Source organism: Phenylobacterium sp. SCN 70-31, assembly GCF_001724605.1.
Lineage (GTDB): Bacteria > Pseudomonadota > Alphaproteobacteria > Caulobacterales > Caulobacteraceae > Phenylobacterium.
Genome location: NZ_MEEX01000011.1, coordinates 39,921 through 56,381 on the forward strand (window position 1 = coordinate 39,921; position 16,461 = coordinate 56,381).

The window sequence follows — 16,461 nt, forward strand, 5'->3', positions numbered from 1 at the left end:
GTCAACGCGGGGATTTCAGCGCGAGGTCGGCGAGTCCGGGCGGGTTGCGGCCGCGATCAGGGCCGCGATGCGGTCGGTGGAGTCGGCGGCTTGCGACAGCACGCTCATCGGCCCCTGGCCCGGCCGCACGGCGTTGGCCATCTGGGACGCGGCGGATTGGGCGACGGCGATGGCGCCGTTCTGGACCTTGCTCATGCCGGTGGCCGCCAGGACACGGGCCGTGGCGTCCGGATAGATGAAGCCGTGGACCGGATAGGTCGACCCGCCCAGGTCGCGGTTGGGGTCATACCAGACCTTGACCTCGCTCCAGTCGCCCTCGGGCGACACGTCGATGACCGTGACGTCCTGCTCCACCTTGCCGCGCGAGCCGCCGATCGGGCTCCAGTTGGCGTGGGTGATCTGAACGACGCGGTCGGTCAGGACCTGGCTCACGACGGCCACGTGGCCCAGTCGCATCCGCGATGTGGGCTTGAAGCACAGCACGGCGCCGGCGCGCGGGACGAAGCCCGTCTCGTACTTGCCCACCGCCTGGCCCCACCAGGTGCGGGCGTCGCCGAAGATCTGGATGCCGGAGATGAGGCGCGCAAACGGCACGCACTGCCAGTACGTATCGGCGATCGCGCCTGCGGGCGCGAAGGCCACGAAGGCCGCGGCGGCCAGGGAACCCAAAAGGGTCCGCGTCCGTTTGCGCATGCTCTCGGTGACTCCCCGAACTCTCCGCGTGAAGGGCTAGCCGTATATGCCGGGAGTGAAAAGAGGGTTTACGAGCTGAGCCGTCCCAATCCTCGTGGGTTATCCACAGGGTCCGGGGAGCGGACCACAGGCGAAACGGACCTCGGGATCAGCAAGATCCATGTCTATCCTGAAGCATCACCTCTTTCGAAGAAAAATTTCCCGCGCGATCCGCAGAGATCTTGTATTCCGACATCGCTCCGCTCGGCTTATTCTTGCTCTCCGTCGCGGGCTTTTCTTTCCGTCACTTGGTCACGCCGCATCGCAACAAACGGAAACAAGTGCTCGCAAGCCCTGAGCATGGGCCAACCGAGACTCGCGCGTCAGGAGAGTTTCCACATCACGAACCCGTGATCCTCCACACTGGGCGCCTGAATATTAGGCGCCGGATGGAGACGCGCTCCGCCCTCTGGTCGTTCTCGCAGGAGCCACTAGATATGCGCGCGCGGGGAAGCTGGGAGAAACTACGAAAATGGACATCGTCGCCCTCTTGAGCGACCCGGCCGCATGGGCGGCCCTCATCACTCTGATCGTGATGGAGGTGGTCCTCGGCATCGACAACCTCATCTTCATCTCGATCCTCTCGAACAAGCTGCCGGAACACCAGCGCACCAAGGCGCGCCGGATCGGCATCTCGCTGGCGCTGGTCATGCGGCTGGGTCTGCTTTCGACCCTGGCCTTCATCGTCGGCATGACCCAGACGGTCTTCAGCCTGCCCTGGCAGGGCATGATCGGTCAGGACGGCAAGCCGATCTTCGAGCTCGACTTCTCGTGGCGCGACATCATCCTGATCTCGGGCGGCCTCTTCCTGGTGTGGAAGGCGACGACCGAAATCCACGAGAAGGTCGATCCGCACGAGACCGACACCCTTCTGGACGTGAAGGGCAAGGTGATCACCAACTTCGGTACGGCGATCTTCCAGATCATCCTTCTGGACATCGTATTCTCGATCGACTCGATCCTGACGGCGATCGGGATGACCGATCAGCTGCCGATCATGATCACCGCGGTGGTGATCACCGTGATCATCATGCTGATCGCGGCGGATCCCCTGGCCAACTTCATCAACAACAACCCGACGGTGGTGATGCTGGCGCTGGGCTTCCTGCTGATGATCGGCGCGATCCTCATCGCGGACGGCTTCGGGGTGCATGTGCCGAAGGGCTACATCTACGCCGCGATGGCGTTCTCGGCGGGCGTCGAGGCGCTCAACATGATGGTCCGCCGAAGGCAGTTGCGTAAAGCAGCCGAGGACGACGCGTCGCACTGACGCGCCTACCGACGCCGGGCGGCCCCTCTCCCGATCCGGGACCGGGGCCGCCCGGCTGCAGGAAGCTGCCGGCTACAGGAAACTGTACGGGTCGATGTCGATGGCCACCCGGACGGGGCCAGGCGGGCGCACCCGCGCGCGCCACGCGGCCATGTAGGCCGAGAGGTCCACGCCGCGGTCGGCCCGCACCAGGAAGCGCTTGCGCCGCCGGCCGCGGATCAGCCCCAGCGGCGCGTCCGCCGGGCCGTAGACCTCGACCCCCGGCGTGTTCGGCGCGGCGCGGGCCATGTCCTGGACGAACGCGTCCAGCTGGCCCGCATCGGGGCCAGAAGCGATCACCGCGGCCAGCCGGCCGAACGGCGGCAACCCGGCCAGCTCGCGCTCGGCCATCTCGGCGGCGACGAAGGCGTCCCGGTCCTGGGCGGCCAGCGCCTGCATCACCGCATGGTCGGGCGCGTAGGTCTGCAACAGGGCCCGGCCGGGTCGGTCGTGGCGCCCTGCGCGGCCCGTCGCCTGGGCCAGGAGCTGATAGGTGCGCTCGCCGGCCCGCAGGTCCCCGCCCCGCAGGCCGAGATCGGCGTCCACCACCCCCACCAGCGTCAGGCGCGGGAAGTTGTGGCCTTTCGCGGCCGCCTGCGTCGCCACCAGGATGTCGATCTCGCCCGCCGCCATCCGCTCGACCAGCCGCCGCGCCTCGCGGGCATCGAACACGGTGTCGGACGAGAAGACGGCGAGGCGCGCGTCGGGGAACAACGCCCGGGCCTCCTCCTCCACCCGCTCCACGCCCGGCCCGATCGACACCAGGCTGTCCTTCGCCCCGCAGTGCGGGCAGGCCGCGGGTTTCGGCATGGAGAAGCCGGTCAGGTGGCAGACCAGGCGGCCGGTATAGCGATGCTCCACCAGCCAGGAGTCGGTGTCGGGCGCCGTCATCCGCTCGCCGCACGCCTTGCACAGCACCAGCGGCGCATAGCCGCGACGGTTCAGGAACAGCAGCGTCTGTTCGCCCCGCGCCAGGGTCTCGCCCATGGCGCGGACCAGGGGCGGAGAAAGCCAGCGCCCCGCCTCGGGCGGCGTCTCGCGCAGATCGATCAGCGTGATGTCCGGCAGGCGGGCCGCCCCGTGCCGCGCCGACAGCCGCAGCCAGCGATAGCGGCCGGTCTCGGCGTTGCGCAGGCTCTCCAGCGACGGCGTGGCCGACGCCAGCAACACCGCGGCGCCCTCGATCCGTCCCCGGACCACCGCCAGGTCGCGGGCGTGGTAGATGAATCCCTCTTCCTGCTTGAACGAACCGTCGTGCTCCTCGTCCACCACGATCAGGCGCAGGCGCTTGAACGGGAGGAACAGAGCCGAGCGCGCGCCGACCACGATGCGGCACTCGCCGGCGGCCGTCGCCTCCCAGACCCGACGGCGGGCGGGCGGGGCGATGTCGGAATGCCACTCGCCGGGCGCGGCGCCGAACCGCGCCGCCACGCGGGCGATCACGGCCTGGGTGAGCGCGATCTCGGGCGCCAGGATCAGAACCTGCGCCTCGGGATCGGCTTCCAGCGCCGCGGCGGCGGCCTCCAGGTAGACCTCGGTCTTGCCCGAGCCCGTCACCCCGTCCAGCAGCGTGACCGAGAATCCGCCCGGGGCTTTGCGCAACGCCTCGGCGGCGGCGGCCTGGCTGGGATTGAGGTGCGTCTCTCGGCGCGACACGTCGGGCGGATCGAAGGCCCTCCGCGGGTCGATCTCGCGCACTTCGAGCACACCCTCGTCCACCAGGCCTTTCACCACGCCCGCCGAAACCCCAGCCGCCCGCGCGAGATCGGCGGCCGGCATCGGCTGGACCGCGGCGTCGAGCACCCGCCCCCGCGCCGGCGTGGCGCGAACCGGCGCGCGCCCGGTGGCGGCCACCACCCGCTGGGGCCGCGCCTTCTGGGCGCGCGCCCCCCGCAGCGCGATGGCCAGCGGCTGACCCGGCGCGTCCACGGCGTAGCGGGCCGCCCACTGCACGAACTCGACCGTGCCCGGCGGCAGGGGCGGATCGTCCAGCCGCTCGGCGACGGGCTTCAGCGGCCGGTTTCCGCCGGCGGCTTCGCGCAGGTCCACCACCACGCCCCGCATCGTCCGAGGGCCGAGGGGCACGGCCACCTGATCGCCGGGCGCGAGGCCCATGCCCTCGGGCTCGGCGTAGTCGAACGCCTCCGGCAGGGGCATGGGAATCAGGACCGAGGCGATGCGGCTCATCGAGCCTGTTTTGCGCTGTCCGCCATCGCCGCTACAAGCGGCGAGAACGCGATCCCGACCAAGGCGAGGCCATGCAGCTCTTTCTCGACACCACCGACACCGCCGTCCTCAAGGACCTGGCCGCCACGGGCCTGGTCGACGGGGTCACCACCAACCCATCCCTGATCGCCAAGTCCGGACGCAACATGCTGGAGGTGATCGCCGAGATCTGCGCCCTGGTGGACGGGCCGGTCTCGGCCGAGGTGGCGGCGACCGAAGCCGAAGCCATGCTGGCCGAAGGCCGCAAGCTGGCCGGCGTCGCGCCCAACGTGGTCGTCAAGGTTCCTCTGACCCGCGACGGCCTGGTCGCCACGCGCGAGTTCTCGGCCGAGGGAATCCAGACCAACGTCACCCTGTGCTTCTCGGCCGCCCAGGCCCTGCTCGCGGCCAAGTCGGGCGCCACCTACATCAGCCCCTTCGTCGGCCGGCTGGACGATCACGGCGCCGCCGGCATGGACCTGATCACCGAGATCCGGGCGATCTACGACAACTACGACTTCGACACCGAGATCCTGGCCGCTTCGATCCGCACGCCGGCCCACGTCACCGAGGCCGCGCTGTCGGGCGCCGACTGCGCGACCATCCCGCCGGACGTCTTCCTGGCGCTTTTCAAGCATCCGTTAACCGAACGCGGGCTCCAACAGTTCATGGCGGATTGGGCGAAGACCGGTCAGTCCATCCTGTAGAGGCTTGAGGTGACATGGACGGGTCGCAGGGCGAGTTCGAATTCGGATCAACTCAGCTCGACCCGTCCGCGGTTCGACGGTTCCTCGCCGACAATCCCGACTTCCTGAAGGCCGACCCCGGCCTGCTGGCCGAGCTTGGCCTGACCGTCCTGGGCGACAACGTGGTCGAGCTGGCGCCGCTGGCGCGCGTCCACGCCGCCCATCAGCGCGAGACCGAACAGCGGCAGTTGCTGGAGGAGGTGGCCCGCGCCAACTTCGCCGCCCAGGCCCAGACGCACGGCGCCGTCGTCGACCTGCTGGACGCGCGGAACCACGCCGACCTGGCGCGCCGGGTGGACGAGATCGCCCGGAACCGCTTCGGCCTGGCCGCCGGCGTGATCGCCCTGGAATGCGAGGGCCTCCCCCCCGCCGGGTGGCATGGGCTGGTGGACGGCCAGGTCGACCTCCTTCTGGACGGACCGCGGCGGATGGCGCGGATGGGCTTTGCGCCGACCGCGCTCGGCCTCTTCGGCGGCGCGTCCGGGGACATCCGCTCGATGGCCATGGTGCGGCTGGCGATCTGGGAGCCGTCACATCGCGGACTTCTGGCGTTCGGCTCGGGTGACGACGAGGACTTCACCCCCGACATGGGCGCCGAACTGGTGGCCTTCCTGGCCCGCGTGGTCGAGCGGACGGCGGAGCGATGGCCGCGCCTCTGACCGCCGACCAGGCCCGCACGGCCTGGCTGGAGCATCTGGCGCACGAACGCCGCGCCTCGCCCCGGACGCTCGAGGCCTATGGCTTCGCCGCCGCCCGCTACCTGGCCTTCCTCCAGCGTCATCGCGGCGAGGCGCTCGGGGCCGCCGACCTGGGCGGAGTCGCCGCATCGGAGATCCGCGCCTGGCTGGCGCACCTGCGCGGCGGAGACCGGCCGCTGTCGCCGCGCTCGGTCAGCCAGGCGCTCTCGGCCATCCGGACCTTCCACCGCTTCCTGGATCGCCGGTACGATGTCCCCAACCCGGCGCTGACCCTGGTCCGCGGCCCCAGGGTGAAACCCGGCGCGCCCCGGCCCGTCTCGGAGGATCAGGCCAGCGGCCTCCTGGCCGAGCCCGGCCTGGATCCCGACCGCCCCGACTGGGAGGCCGCCCGCGACGAGGCTGTCCTGACCCTCCTCTACGGCTGCGGCCTGCGGATCTCGGAAGCCCTGTCGCTCAACCGTCGGGATGCGCCCCTGGGAGATGTCCTGCGCATCACCGGCAAGGGCGGCAAGACCCGGATGGTCCCGGTGCTGCCGGCGGTCCGCCGGGCGATCGACGCGTATGTCGCCGAGCTGCCCTTCGTCCTCTCGCCGGACGAGGCCCTCTTCCGCGCGCCCCGCGGCGGCCCGCTGTCGCCGCGTCACGTCCAGGCCACCGTCCAGCGCCTGCGAAGCCGGCTGGGATTGCCGGACAGCGCCACGCCGCACGCGCTGCGCCATTCCTTCGCCACGCACCTGTTGGGCGCGGGCGCCGATCTGCGGTCGATCCAGGAACTGCTGGGTCACGCTTCGCTCAGCACGACCCAGCGCTACACCGACGTGGACGCCGCCGCCCTGCTGGGCGCCTACGCCGCCGCCCATCCGCGAGCGTAGCGCCACGGGACCACGGATCTACCGTCGATCGCCGGCGCCGACGGCCTGGGCGTCCTCGGAGCCGTGCCGCGCGAGAACACCGTGCCGCATCAGGATACAGGGCTGGCCGCTGCGGGCGGTTCCGCCCGACGCCGGGCCATACGCCAGCGTCAGCTTGGCCGGACGCTCCGCGGCGCGATCCGACACCATGTAGGGCGCCGGACGGCATTTCACGGTTCCGGGCTCGGGCGCCTGAGCTGCCGGCCCGCCGGCGCCGAGCGCCATCGCGAGGATGTGCGGGACGAACGTCATCGCCTAGCGCCCGACCCCGTAGCCCGCCACCAACGGCAGGCCTCCCGCGTCAGGACGGCCGCAGCGGACAGCACCGAGATCATCGCAGCCTTCTCCCCAGGATGACGGCGGACGCCGCGAAGGCTGCCACCCGTCCTGCGGCCGGCCAAATTAAGTTTCAGCCATGAACGAAGCGCAGCCAGGGGACGCCGCCATCCTCGCCGGCCTCGACGCAGCGGAAGCCTTCGCGCAGATAGAAGGCTTGGGCCCGCCGGTTGGCGGTCTGGCACTTCAGCTCCAGACGCCCGCCCGCCGCCGCCATGACATGGCGCAGCAGCAGCCGACCGACGCCCCGGCCACGGTGGCTCACATACAGCGAGTGCAGAAAGGCCTGGGGGCGATAGAGCGCGGCGACGCCGACAATCCGGCCCGCATCGACGGCGACGAAGACCTCCTCGTCCCGCGCCGCGGCCAGGAAATCCGCCGCCCTGTGCCGCTCGGGCGGAAGCCAGGTGAAGGTGTCGGTCAGGACGCGGACATAGACGTCCGCGCAGGCGCCCAGCTCATCCGGACGCGCACGGCGGATGACGAGCCCCGGGGATGGATCGGCCCTCAGGCCTGCATCGTCCACCCTTCGACCCCCATCGCGGCCTGCCGCAGCGCCTCCGAGCGGGTCGGGTGCGGATGGCAGGTGCGGGCCACGTCCTCGGACGCGGCGCGGAACTCCATGGCCACGCAGAACTCTCCGATCATCTCGGACACCGAAGGCCCGATCAGGTGGGCGCCCAGAATCTCGTCGGTGGCCGCGTCGGCCAGCACCTTGGCGAACCCTTCTGTCTCGTGGTTGATCTTCGCGCGGCTGTTGGCGATGAAGGGGAACTTGCCCACCTTGTAGGCGCGGCCCTCGGCCTTCAGCTCCTCCTCGGTCTTGCCGACCCAGGCCACTTCCGGGGCCGTGTAGATCACGCCCGGGATGATCCCGTAGTTCACGTGGCCGGCCTTGCCCGCCAGGGTCTCGATGCAGGCCACGGCCTCCTCCTCGGCCTTGTGCGCCAGCATGGGTCCGTGCGTGACGTCCCCGATGGCCCAGACGCCGGGCGCCGAAGTCTTCCAGTGGTCGGTCTCGATGAAGCCGCGCTTGTCGGGCGTGATCCCGACGGTGTCGAGGCCCAGATCGTTCGTGAAGGGCCGCCGCCCGATGGCCAGCAGGACGTAGTCGGCCTCCAGCGTTTCGGCGTCGCCGCCCTTGACCGGCTCGAAGGTCAGGGCGACGCCCTTCTTCGACGCCTTGGCGCCGGTCACCTTGGCGCCCAGCTTGAATTCGACGCCCTGCTTGGTCAGCGCACGCTGGAAGGCCTTGGCGACTTCCGCGTCCACGCCCGGCGTGATGCGGTCCAGGTACTCCACCACCGTCACCTTGGCGCCCAGACGGCGCCAGACCGAGCCCAGCTCCAGGCCGATGATGCCGGCGCCGATCACCACCAGATGACCGGGAACCTCGGGAAGGGCCAGGGCGCCGGTGGAATCGACGATCCGCTTCTGGTCCACCTCGACGCCGGGCAGGCTCGACGGCTCCGAGCCGGTGGCGACGACGATGTTCTTCGCCTCCAGCGTCGTGACCTGGCCGTCCGCGCCCGTCACCTCGACCTTGCCGGCGCCGGCGATCCGGCCGTGGCCCTTCACCCAGTCGACCTTGTTCTTCTTGAACAGGAACTCGATGCCCTTGGTGAGCTGGCCGACCGAGTCGTCCTTCTGCTTCATCATCTGGGGCAGGTTGAGCTTCGGCGCGACCTCGATCCCCAGCGTCGCGAACTCCGAGCCCGCCGCCGAGAACAGCTCCGAAGCGTGCAGCAGAGCCTTTGAGGGCATGCAGCCGACGTTCAGGCACGTACCGCCCAGGGTCCCGCGGCTCTCCACGCAGGCCGCCTTCAGCCCGAGCTGACCGGCCCGGATCGCGGCGTTGTAGCCGCCCGGACCACCACCGATGATGACGACGTCGTACTGAGCCATGTCGGCCCCCAGGGAACAGAATTCAATTGCGCGCGCCAAGCTCCGACACGCAGGCGAAGCGGTTTCCGGCTCAGATGTCCAGCAGCAGGCGCTGCGGGTCCTCGATGGCGTCCTTCACGTGGACGAGGAACGTCACCGCGCCCTTCCCGTCCACGATCCGGTGATCGTAGCTGAGCGCCAGGTACATCATCGGCCGCACCACGATCTGGCCGCCCACCGCCATCGGCCGCTCCTGGATCTTGTGCATGCCCAGGATGCCCGACTGCGGCGGGTTCAGGATCGGCGTCGACATCAGCGAGCCGTAGATGCCGCCGTTCGAGATGGTGAAGGTGCCGCCCTGGAGGTCGTCCATCGACAGCTGGCCGTCGCGGGCCTTCCGGCCCAGAGCGCCGATCTCCTTCTCGATGTCGGCCAGGCTCATGGCGTCGGCGTCGCGGACGACGGGCGTCACCAGGCCCTTCTCGGTGCCGACGGCGACCGAGATGTCGTAGTGGTTCTTGTAGATGACGTCCGTACCGTCGATCTCGGCGTTGACGTCGGGAACCTGCTTCAGCGCGTGGACCACGGCCTTCACGAAGAAGCTCATGAAGCCCAGCTTCACCCCGTGGCGCTTCTCGAAGACGTCCTTGTATTCGTTCCGCAGGGCCATGACCGCGCTCATGTCCACCTCGTTGAAGGTGGTCAGCATGGCGGCCGAGTTCTGCGCCTCCTTCAGCCGGCGCGCGATCGTCTGGCGCAGGCGGGTCATCCGCACGCGCTCCTCGCGCGCGTGGATTTCGCGCGGCGCGGCGGGCGCGGGTGTCGCCGCCGGCGCCGAGGCCCGGGCCTCCAGCGCGGCGAGCGCGTCGCCCTTGGTCACACGGCCGTCCTTGCCGGTCCCGGGGATCGCGGCCGGGTCGAGCCTGTTCTCGGCCGCGATCCGCTGGGCCGAGGGCGCCAGGACCGGCGCGGCGGCGGGGGCCGCCTTGGCCGGCGCCGGAGCGGGCTCGGCCTTGGGCGCAGGCTTGGGAGCCTCGGCGGCCTTGGGGGCCGGCGTCGCCGCGGCGGCCGCGCCTTCCGTGATCTTGCCCAGAACCGTGCCCGGCTCGACCGTGGCGCCCTCTTCGGCGCTGATCTCGGCCAGGACGCCGTCGGCGGGCGCGGCCACCTCCAGGCTGACCTTGTCGGTCTCCAGCTCGACCAGGATCTCATCCTTGCGGACCGCCTCGCCGGCCTGCTTGGCCCAGCGCGCGACGGTCGCTTCGGTGACGGATTCACCCAGCGCCGGGGTCATGATGTCGGCCATCGGGGGGAAGGCTCCTTGGAGTGTCTCGGACACAAACAGCAGTTGAAACGGAGAACGGGGGTTTAGGCTACGCGAACGCCTCGGTCAGGAACGACTCGAGTTCCTTCAGGTGGCGACTCATCAGGCCGGCGGCGGTCGAGGCCGAGGCCGGCCGGCCCACATAGCGGGCGCGCTTGGCCTTGACGCTCATCCGCTCCAGGGTCAGCTCCAGCCAGGGGTCGACGAACTGCCAGCCGCCCATGTTCTTGGGCTCCTCCTGGCACCACACCAGCTCGGCGTTCTTGAACCGCTTCAGCTCGCCGGTGATCGACTTCAGCGGCCACGGATAGAACTGCTCCAGGCGCAGGATATAGACGTCGTCCCGGCCCGACTTGGCCCGCTGCTCCACCAGGTCGAAGTAGACCTTGCCCGAACACAGGATGACGCGCTTGATCTCCGCGTCGGGGCGAAGCTGCACGCCGCCCACGTCGCAGCCGACCTCGGCGCCGTCCACCATCACCCGGTGGAACCCGGTGCCCAGCTCCATGTCGGCCAGGTTCGACACCGCCCGCTTGTGGCGCAGCAGCGACTTGGGCGTCATGACGACCAGCGGCTTGCGGAACTCGCGCAGCAATTGCCGCCGCAGGACGTGGAAGTAGTTGGCCGGGGTGGTCACGTTGACCACCTGCATGTTGTCCTCGGCGCAGAGCTGCAGGAAGCGCTCCAGGCGGGCCGACGAGTGCTCGGGACCCTGGCCCTCGTACCCGTGCGGCAGCAGCATCACGAGCCCGCTCATCCGCAGCCACTTGCGCTCGCCCGAGCTGATGAACTGGTCGATCACCACCTGGGCGCCGTTCACGAAGTCGCCGAACTGGGCTTCCCAGAGCGTCAGGGTGTCGGGATCGGTCAGCGAGAAGCCGTACTCGAAGCCCAGGACCGCCTCTTCCGAAAGCGCCGAGTCCAGCACCTCGAAGTGCGCCTGGGTCGGCGACAGGTTCCGGAGCGGGAAATAGACCTCCTCGGTCTTCTGGTCGATGATCCCGGAGTGGCGCTGGCTGAAGGTGCCGCGCACGCTGTCCTGGCCCGACAGCCGGACGGGGAAGCCCTGGTCCAGCAGCGTCGCAAAGGCCAGGGCTTCGCCGGTGGCCCAGTCGACGCCCGAGCCGCTCTCGATCGCATCGCGGCGACCCTGGATCACGCGCTCGACGGTCTTGTGGGGCGCGACCCGCTCGGGGATGGCCGTCATCTTGCGGCCCAGGTCCAGCAGCTTCTCGCGCGGCACGCCCGTGGCGTAGCGCTCGTCGCCCGTGGCGAGCTTCACGTTCGACCACTTGCCGTCCAGCCAGTCGGCCTTGTTGGCCTTGTACTGCTTGCCCGCCTCGAACTCGGAATCGAGGAACTTGTCGAAGTCCGAGATCCAGCCGTCCACTTCGCCCTGGGTGGCCACGCCCTCGCCGACCAGGCGCTGGGCGTAGAGGTCCCGGACCGAGGGGTGCCCCTTGATCTTCGCGTACATCAGCGGCTGGGTCATCGTGGGGTCGTCCCCCTCGTTGTGACCGAACCGCCGGTAGCAGAACATGTCGATGACCACGTCCTTGCCGAAGAGCTGGCGATACTCGGTCGCCACCTTGGCGGCGAAGGTCACGGCCTCGGGATCGTCGCCGTTCACGTGGAAGATCGGCGTCTCGACCATCAGCGCCACATCCGTCGGATAGGGCGAGCTGCGGCTGTTCTTCGGGCTGGTGGTGAAGCCGATCTGGTTGTTCACCACGAAGTGCATGGTGCCGCCCACGCCGTAGCCGCGCAGGCCCGACAGCGCGAAGCATTCGGCCACCACGCCCTGACCCGCGAACGCGGCGTCGCCGTGCAGAAGCAGGGGCATGACATGGCCCCGACCCGAGGCCGGCTGCTCGCGCAGCGTGAAGGCCTGCTTGGCCCGCGCCTTGCCGATCACCACCGGGTTGACGATCTCGAGGTGCGACGGGTTCGCCGTCAGCGACAGGTGCACCGAATTGCCGTCGAACTCGCGGTCCGAGCTGGCGCCCAGGTGATATTTCACGTCGCCCGAGCCCTGGACGTCCGAGGGCACGGCCGTCCCGCCTTGGAACTCGTGGAAGATGATGTGGTAGGGCTTGCCCATCACGGCGGCCAGCACGTTCAGGCGGCCCCGGTGCGGCATGCCGATGACGATGTCCTCCACCCCCATCGCGCCGCCGCGCTTGATGATCTGCTCCAGCGCCGGGACCATCGACTCGCCGCCGTCCAGGCCGAAACGCTTGGTGCCGGGGAAGCGGCGGTGCAGGAAGGCTTCGAAGCCCTGGGCCTCGATCAGCTTCTTCAGGATGGCGACCTTGCCTTCCTTGGTGAAGACGATCTCCTTGTCGCGGCCCTCGATCCGCTCCTGGAGCCAGGCCTTCTCCTGGGGATTGGACACGTGCATGTACTGCACGCCCACGTTCCCGCAGTAGGTGCGGCGCAGGATCTCCAGGATCTCGCGGATGGTCGCGGTCTCCAGGCCCAGCACATAGTCCAGGAAGATCGGCCGGTCGAAGTCGGCCCCGGCGAAGCCGTAGCTCGCGGGATCGAGTTCCGAGGCGTCGCCCTCGGTCGTGGCGATGCCCAGCGGGTCCAGGTTGGCCTTCAGGTGGCCGCGCATCCGGTAGGCCCGGATCATCATGATGGCGCGCAGGGAATCCAGCGTCGCGGCGCGGACTTCGTCCACCGAGGCGGTGGGCTTGCGGGCCTCGATGGCCTTGCCGACCTTGGCCTCCACCGCCGGCCAGAGGCCGTCGATGGCGCTCATCCAGTCGGGGCGGGCGGGCGGCGCGGAGGGGCGCGTCCAGGCGGGCGGCGCGACCGCGCGCTTCACCTCGTCGGCGCGCTCGGCCAGCGAGGCGAAGAACGCCTGCCAGGAGGGCTCGACCGAGCCGGGATCGCTCGCCCACTTCGCGTAGAGCTCCTCCACGAAGGCCGCATTGCCGCCGTAGAGGAAAGATGTCTCGGCCAGAACGTCGTTGATCAGGCCTGCGTCGTCCGCCATGTCCTTCGCCTTCCGCGGGCGGGCCCCACGGACTCGGAAGAAGGAGCCGAGGGCGGACCGCCCTATTCCAATGTCAGCCCGTCAGGCGCCCTTCAGCACCTCGAGCAGCGTCGTGCCCAACGCGGCCGGCGAGGGTGAGACCCGGATGCCCGCCGCCTCCATCGCCGCGATCTTGTCCTCGGCGCCGCCCTTGCCGCCCGAGATGATCGCGCCGGCATGGCCCATGCGACGTCCCGGCGGCGCCGTGCGGCCCGCGATGAAACCGACCATAGGCTTCTTCTTTGGTGAATTCTTGATGAACTCGGCCGCGTCTTCCTCGGCCGAACCCCCGATTTCACCGATCATGATGATCGACTCGGTCTCGTCGTCGTCCAGGAACATCTGGAGCATGTCGATGAACTCGGTGCCCTTCACCGGGTCGCCGCCGATCCCCACGGCCGTCGTCTGGCCGAGCCCTGCCTGAGTGGTCTGGAACACGGCTTCGTAGGTAAGCGTGCCCGAGCGGGAAACAACACCCACGCTGCCGCGCTTGAAGATGTTTCCGGGCATGATGCCGATTTTGCACTCATCCGGCGTCAGCACGCCGGGGCAGTTGGGCCCGATGAGGCGCGACTTCGAGCCCGAGAGCGAGCGCTTCACCTTCACCATGTCGGCCACCGGGATGCCCTCGGTGATGCAGACGATCAGGGGGACCTCGGCGTCGATGGCTTCCAGGATCGAGTCCGCGGCGAACGGCGGCGGGACGTAGATCACGCTGGCCTCGGCGCCCGTTTCCTTCACCGCCTGGGCGACGGTGTCGAACACCGGCAGGCCGATGTGGGTCGTGCCGCCTTTGCCGGGGGTGACGCCGCCGACCATCTTGGTGCCGTAGGCCACGGCCTGTTCGCTGTGGAACGTGCCCTGGGCGCCGGTGATGCCCTGGCAGATGACGCGGGTGTTCTTGTTGATCAGGATCGACATGTCTTACGCAGCGCCCCGCACGGCCTTGACGATCTTCTCGGCGCCGTCCGAGAGGTCGTTCGCGGCGATGACGTTCAGGCCGCTCTCGTTGATGATCTTCTTGCCCAGCTCGGCGTTGGTGCCTTCCAGGCGCACCACCAGGGGCACGTTCAGGCCCACCTGCTTCACCGCGGCGATCACGCCGTTGGCGAGGATGTCGCAACGGGCGATGCCGCCGAAGATGTTGACCAGGATGCCCTTAACGTTCGGGTCGGCGATGATGATCTTGAACGCGGCCGTGACCTTGGCCTCGTCGGCGCCGCCGCCCACGTCCAGGAAGTTGGCCGGCTCGGCGCCGTACAGCTTGATGATGTCCATGGTGGCCATGGCCAGGCCCGCGCCGTTGACCATGCAGCCGATCTCGCCGTCGAGCGCGATGTAGGACAGGTCGAACTTCGAGGCCTCGATCTCCTTCGGGTCCTCCTCGGTCTCGTCGCGCAGCGCCTGGATGTCCTTGTGGCGGTACAGGGCGTTGGAGTCGAAGCTGACCTTGGCGTCCAGCACGCGGAGCTGGTCGTCCGCCGTCACGATCAGCGGATTGATCTCCAGCATGCTCATGTCCTTGGCGACGAACGCCGCGTAGAGCTGCGAGAGGAGGGTCGCGGCCTGCTTGGCCAGGTCGCCCTTGAGGCCCAGCGCGCCCGCGAGCGCGCGGCCGTGGTGGGGGAACACGCCGGTGGCCGGGTCGATCGAGAAGGTGGCGATCTTCTCGGGCGTGTCGTGGGCCACGTCCTCGATGTCCATGCCGCCTTCGGTGGAGGCCACGACCGAGACCCGGCTCGTTTCGCGGTCGACCAGCAGCGACAGGTAGAATTCCTTGGCGATGGCGGCGCCTTCCTCGATGTAGAGGCGGTTCACCTGCTTGCCCTTGGGACCCGTCTGGTGGGTCACCAGAACCCGGCCCAGCATCTCCTCGGCGTTGATCTTGACGTCCTCGACCGACTTGACCACGCGGACCCCGCCCTTGGCGTCCGGGCCCAGACCCTCGAACCGGCCCTTGCCGCGTCCGCCGGCGTGGATCTGCGATTTCACGACGAAGACCGGGCCGCCCAGCTTGCTGGCCGCATCGACAGCCTCCTGGACGGAAAACGCGGGATACCCGCGTGGAACGGCGACGCCGAACTCCGCGAGGACGGCTTTGGCTTGGTGTTCGTGGATGTTCATGAGGCCTTGGGGAAACTGCCTGACGCTCGCCCTCTCGGCGAGTGAGCGGCTTATAGGCGCCGGCCCCTGCGATGACAACCGCGTGAGGCCCCCAAACCGTGACGATGCTCACCCTGCGGAAGTTCCACCCAAACCGCACGTCCCGGCGGCCGATCGCGGGCGCCGCGATCGCGTGGGCTCCCGCCCGGCTTGCGAAACGGACGGCATCCTCTATCTCCGGTCCCGATGGGGCGGCGCCCGACCGCCCGGGTCGAAGCGGGTCATGGCCATCGTCCGGACGGGGTGCGAGCGGGAATGCGTCGGATGACGGCGAGGCGGGGCGAACGGCCGAGGCCCGCCGTTCGGACTCCTCGGACGGCGTCGCCGTGAAGGCCCCTCTTCTCCGGAGGTCGGACGGCCAGGCCGGGCCGGGCAAGTGGCTCCGCGGCATCGCCGTCGCGACGGCCGCCGCCGCCTTCCTGACGGCTTCGGGCGCGTTCAGCACCGGAGACGCGCCGCTGGCCGTCCGCGCGGCCTACTGGTGCGCGCTGATCGCGCTGGGCTACGTCTGGGGCTCGGCCGTGGCGCGGCTGTTCTTCGCCGGCGGGCGGCTGCGCACGGGCTTTCCGTGGCTGGACGTGCTGCTGGCCTCGCTTGTCATGAGCGTACCGCTCACCGGGGTGGTCTGGGCCGCCTCGGCCTACGCCTTCGGGGGATCCCCCGATCTGGCGGGACTGCCGTACTATTTCGGGCCGGTCTTCGCGATCTCCGTGGCTCTCACGGCGATCAACATGCTGATCGAGATGCGCCAGGACGGCCCTGCCGGAGAACCGGCCGCCGAACCGCCGCGGTTCCTGGAACGGCTGCCGCTCAAGTTGCGGGGCGCCGCGGTGTGGGCCGTCGAGGCCGAGGACCACTATCTCCGCCTCCACACCTCGAAGGGCCAGGACCTGATCCTCATGCGCCTGGCTGACGCCGTAGCCGAACTGGAGGGGATCGAGGGCGCCCAGGTCCACAGGTCCTGGTGGGTGGCCCGCGACGCCATCGTCGCCGCGCGCCGGGGCGACGGCCGGGCGACCCTGACCCTGAAGGACGGCGCCGAAGTCCCCGTCAGCCGCACCTACGCCGGCGCCCTGCGCGACAGGGGCTGGATCTGAACGTCCCGGAGCCTTG

Annotated in this window: 14 protein-coding genes; 5 read left to right on the forward strand and 9 right to left on the reverse strand. The window is 69.6% G+C overall.

Translation table 11 applies throughout. From position 1 onward, the window contains the following. Positions 1–15: 15 nt before the first annotated feature. Positions 16–693, reverse strand: coding sequence for a CHAP domain-containing protein (locus tag ABS78_RS10440; RefSeq protein ID WP_293378209.1), 678 nt, complete (start codon positions 691–693; stop codon positions 16–18). A gap of 511 nt (positions 694–1,204) precedes the next feature. On the opposite strand from ABS78_RS10440, the gene ABS78_RS10445 reads away from it, so the two are divergent. Beyond that, on the forward strand, positions 1,205–2,002 hold the full coding sequence (locus ABS78_RS10445; RefSeq protein ID WP_293378212.1) for a TerC family protein: 798 nt from the start codon (positions 1,205–1,207) through the stop codon (positions 2,000–2,002). Positions 2,003–2,074: 72 nt separating this feature from the next. Here ABS78_RS10445 and ABS78_RS10450 read toward each other — a convergent pair whose 3' ends face one another. Next, positions 2,075–4,228: a primosomal protein N' gene (locus tag ABS78_RS10450; protein WP_293378215.1), complete on the reverse strand. Its 2,154-nt coding sequence runs from the start codon at positions 4,226–4,228 to the stop codon at positions 2,075–2,077. Between the two features lie 71 nt (positions 4,229–4,299). Between ABS78_RS10450 and fsa the strand changes: the two genes are divergently transcribed. From fsa to ABS78_RS10465, 3 genes are read left to right on the forward strand one after another with little or no spacing between them, the layout of a single operon-like run. Beyond that, positions 4,300–4,953, forward strand: a complete 654-nt coding sequence (fsa, locus tag ABS78_RS10455) for a fructose-6-phosphate aldolase (RefSeq protein ID WP_293378218.1) — start codon at positions 4,300–4,302, stop codon at positions 4,951–4,953. A gap of 14 nt (positions 4,954–4,967) precedes the next feature. Then, positions 4,968–5,651, forward strand: coding sequence for a DUF484 family protein (locus ABS78_RS10460; protein ID WP_293378221.1), 684 nt, complete (start codon positions 4,968–4,970; stop codon positions 5,649–5,651). Beyond that, the gene (locus tag ABS78_RS10465) at positions 5,636–6,562 is read left to right on the forward strand and encodes a tyrosine recombinase XerC (protein ID WP_293378224.1); all 927 of its coding nucleotides are present in this window, start codon (positions 5,636–5,638) and stop codon (positions 6,560–6,562) included. Before ABS78_RS10460 ends, ABS78_RS10465 begins: the two co-directional genes overlap by 16 nt. An 18-nt stretch (positions 6,563–6,580) precedes the next feature. On the opposite strand, the gene ABS78_RS10470 is transcribed toward ABS78_RS10465, so the two are convergent. The 7 genes from ABS78_RS10470 to sucC form a co-directional block, all read right to left on the reverse strand. Next, positions 6,581–6,853: a hypothetical protein gene (locus ABS78_RS10470; RefSeq protein ID WP_293378227.1), complete on the reverse strand. Its 273-nt coding sequence runs from the start codon at positions 6,851–6,853 to the stop codon at positions 6,581–6,583. A 157-nt stretch (positions 6,854–7,010) separates the two neighbouring features. Further along, entirely contained in the window at positions 7,011–7,463 is a 453-nt protein-coding gene (locus tag ABS78_RS10475) for a GNAT family N-acetyltransferase (RefSeq protein ID WP_293378231.1), read from the reverse strand. Continuing rightward, the gene (lpdA, locus tag ABS78_RS10480) at positions 7,445–8,842 is read right to left on the reverse strand and encodes a dihydrolipoyl dehydrogenase (RefSeq protein ID WP_293378234.1); all 1,398 of its coding nucleotides are present in this window, start codon (positions 8,840–8,842) and stop codon (positions 7,445–7,447) included. The genes ABS78_RS10475 and lpdA overlap by 19 nt, the downstream gene beginning before the upstream one ends. A 70-nt stretch (positions 8,843–8,912) precedes the next feature. Then, a complete protein-coding gene (gene odhB / locus ABS78_RS10485; protein WP_293378237.1) occupies positions 8,913–10,127 on the reverse strand; it encodes a 2-oxoglutarate dehydrogenase complex dihydrolipoyllysine-residue succinyltransferase in 1,215 nt (404 codons plus the stop codon). A gap of 67 nt (positions 10,128–10,194) precedes the next feature. Continuing rightward, positions 10,195–13,146: a 2-oxoglutarate dehydrogenase E1 component gene (locus ABS78_RS10490; RefSeq protein ID WP_293378240.1), complete on the reverse strand. Its 2,952-nt coding sequence runs from the start codon at positions 13,144–13,146 to the stop codon at positions 10,195–10,197. 81 nt (positions 13,147–13,227) lie between these two features. Next, a complete protein-coding gene (gene sucD, locus ABS78_RS10495; RefSeq protein ID WP_293378243.1) occupies positions 13,228–14,106 on the reverse strand; it encodes a succinate--CoA ligase subunit alpha in 879 nt (292 codons plus the stop codon). A 3-nt stretch (positions 14,107–14,109) separates the two neighbouring features. Beyond that, entirely contained in the window at positions 14,110–15,309 is a 1,200-nt protein-coding gene (sucC, locus tag ABS78_RS10500) for an ADP-forming succinate--CoA ligase subunit beta (RefSeq protein WP_293378246.1), read from the reverse strand. Positions 15,310–15,674: 365 nt separating this feature from the next. Between sucC and ABS78_RS10505 the strand changes: the two genes are divergently transcribed. Then, complete coding sequence (locus ABS78_RS10505; protein ID WP_293378249.1) at positions 15,675–16,445, forward strand: LytTR family DNA-binding domain-containing protein; 771 nt, start codon at positions 15,675–15,677, stop codon at positions 16,443–16,445. Positions 16,446–16,461 lie beyond the last annotated feature (16 nt).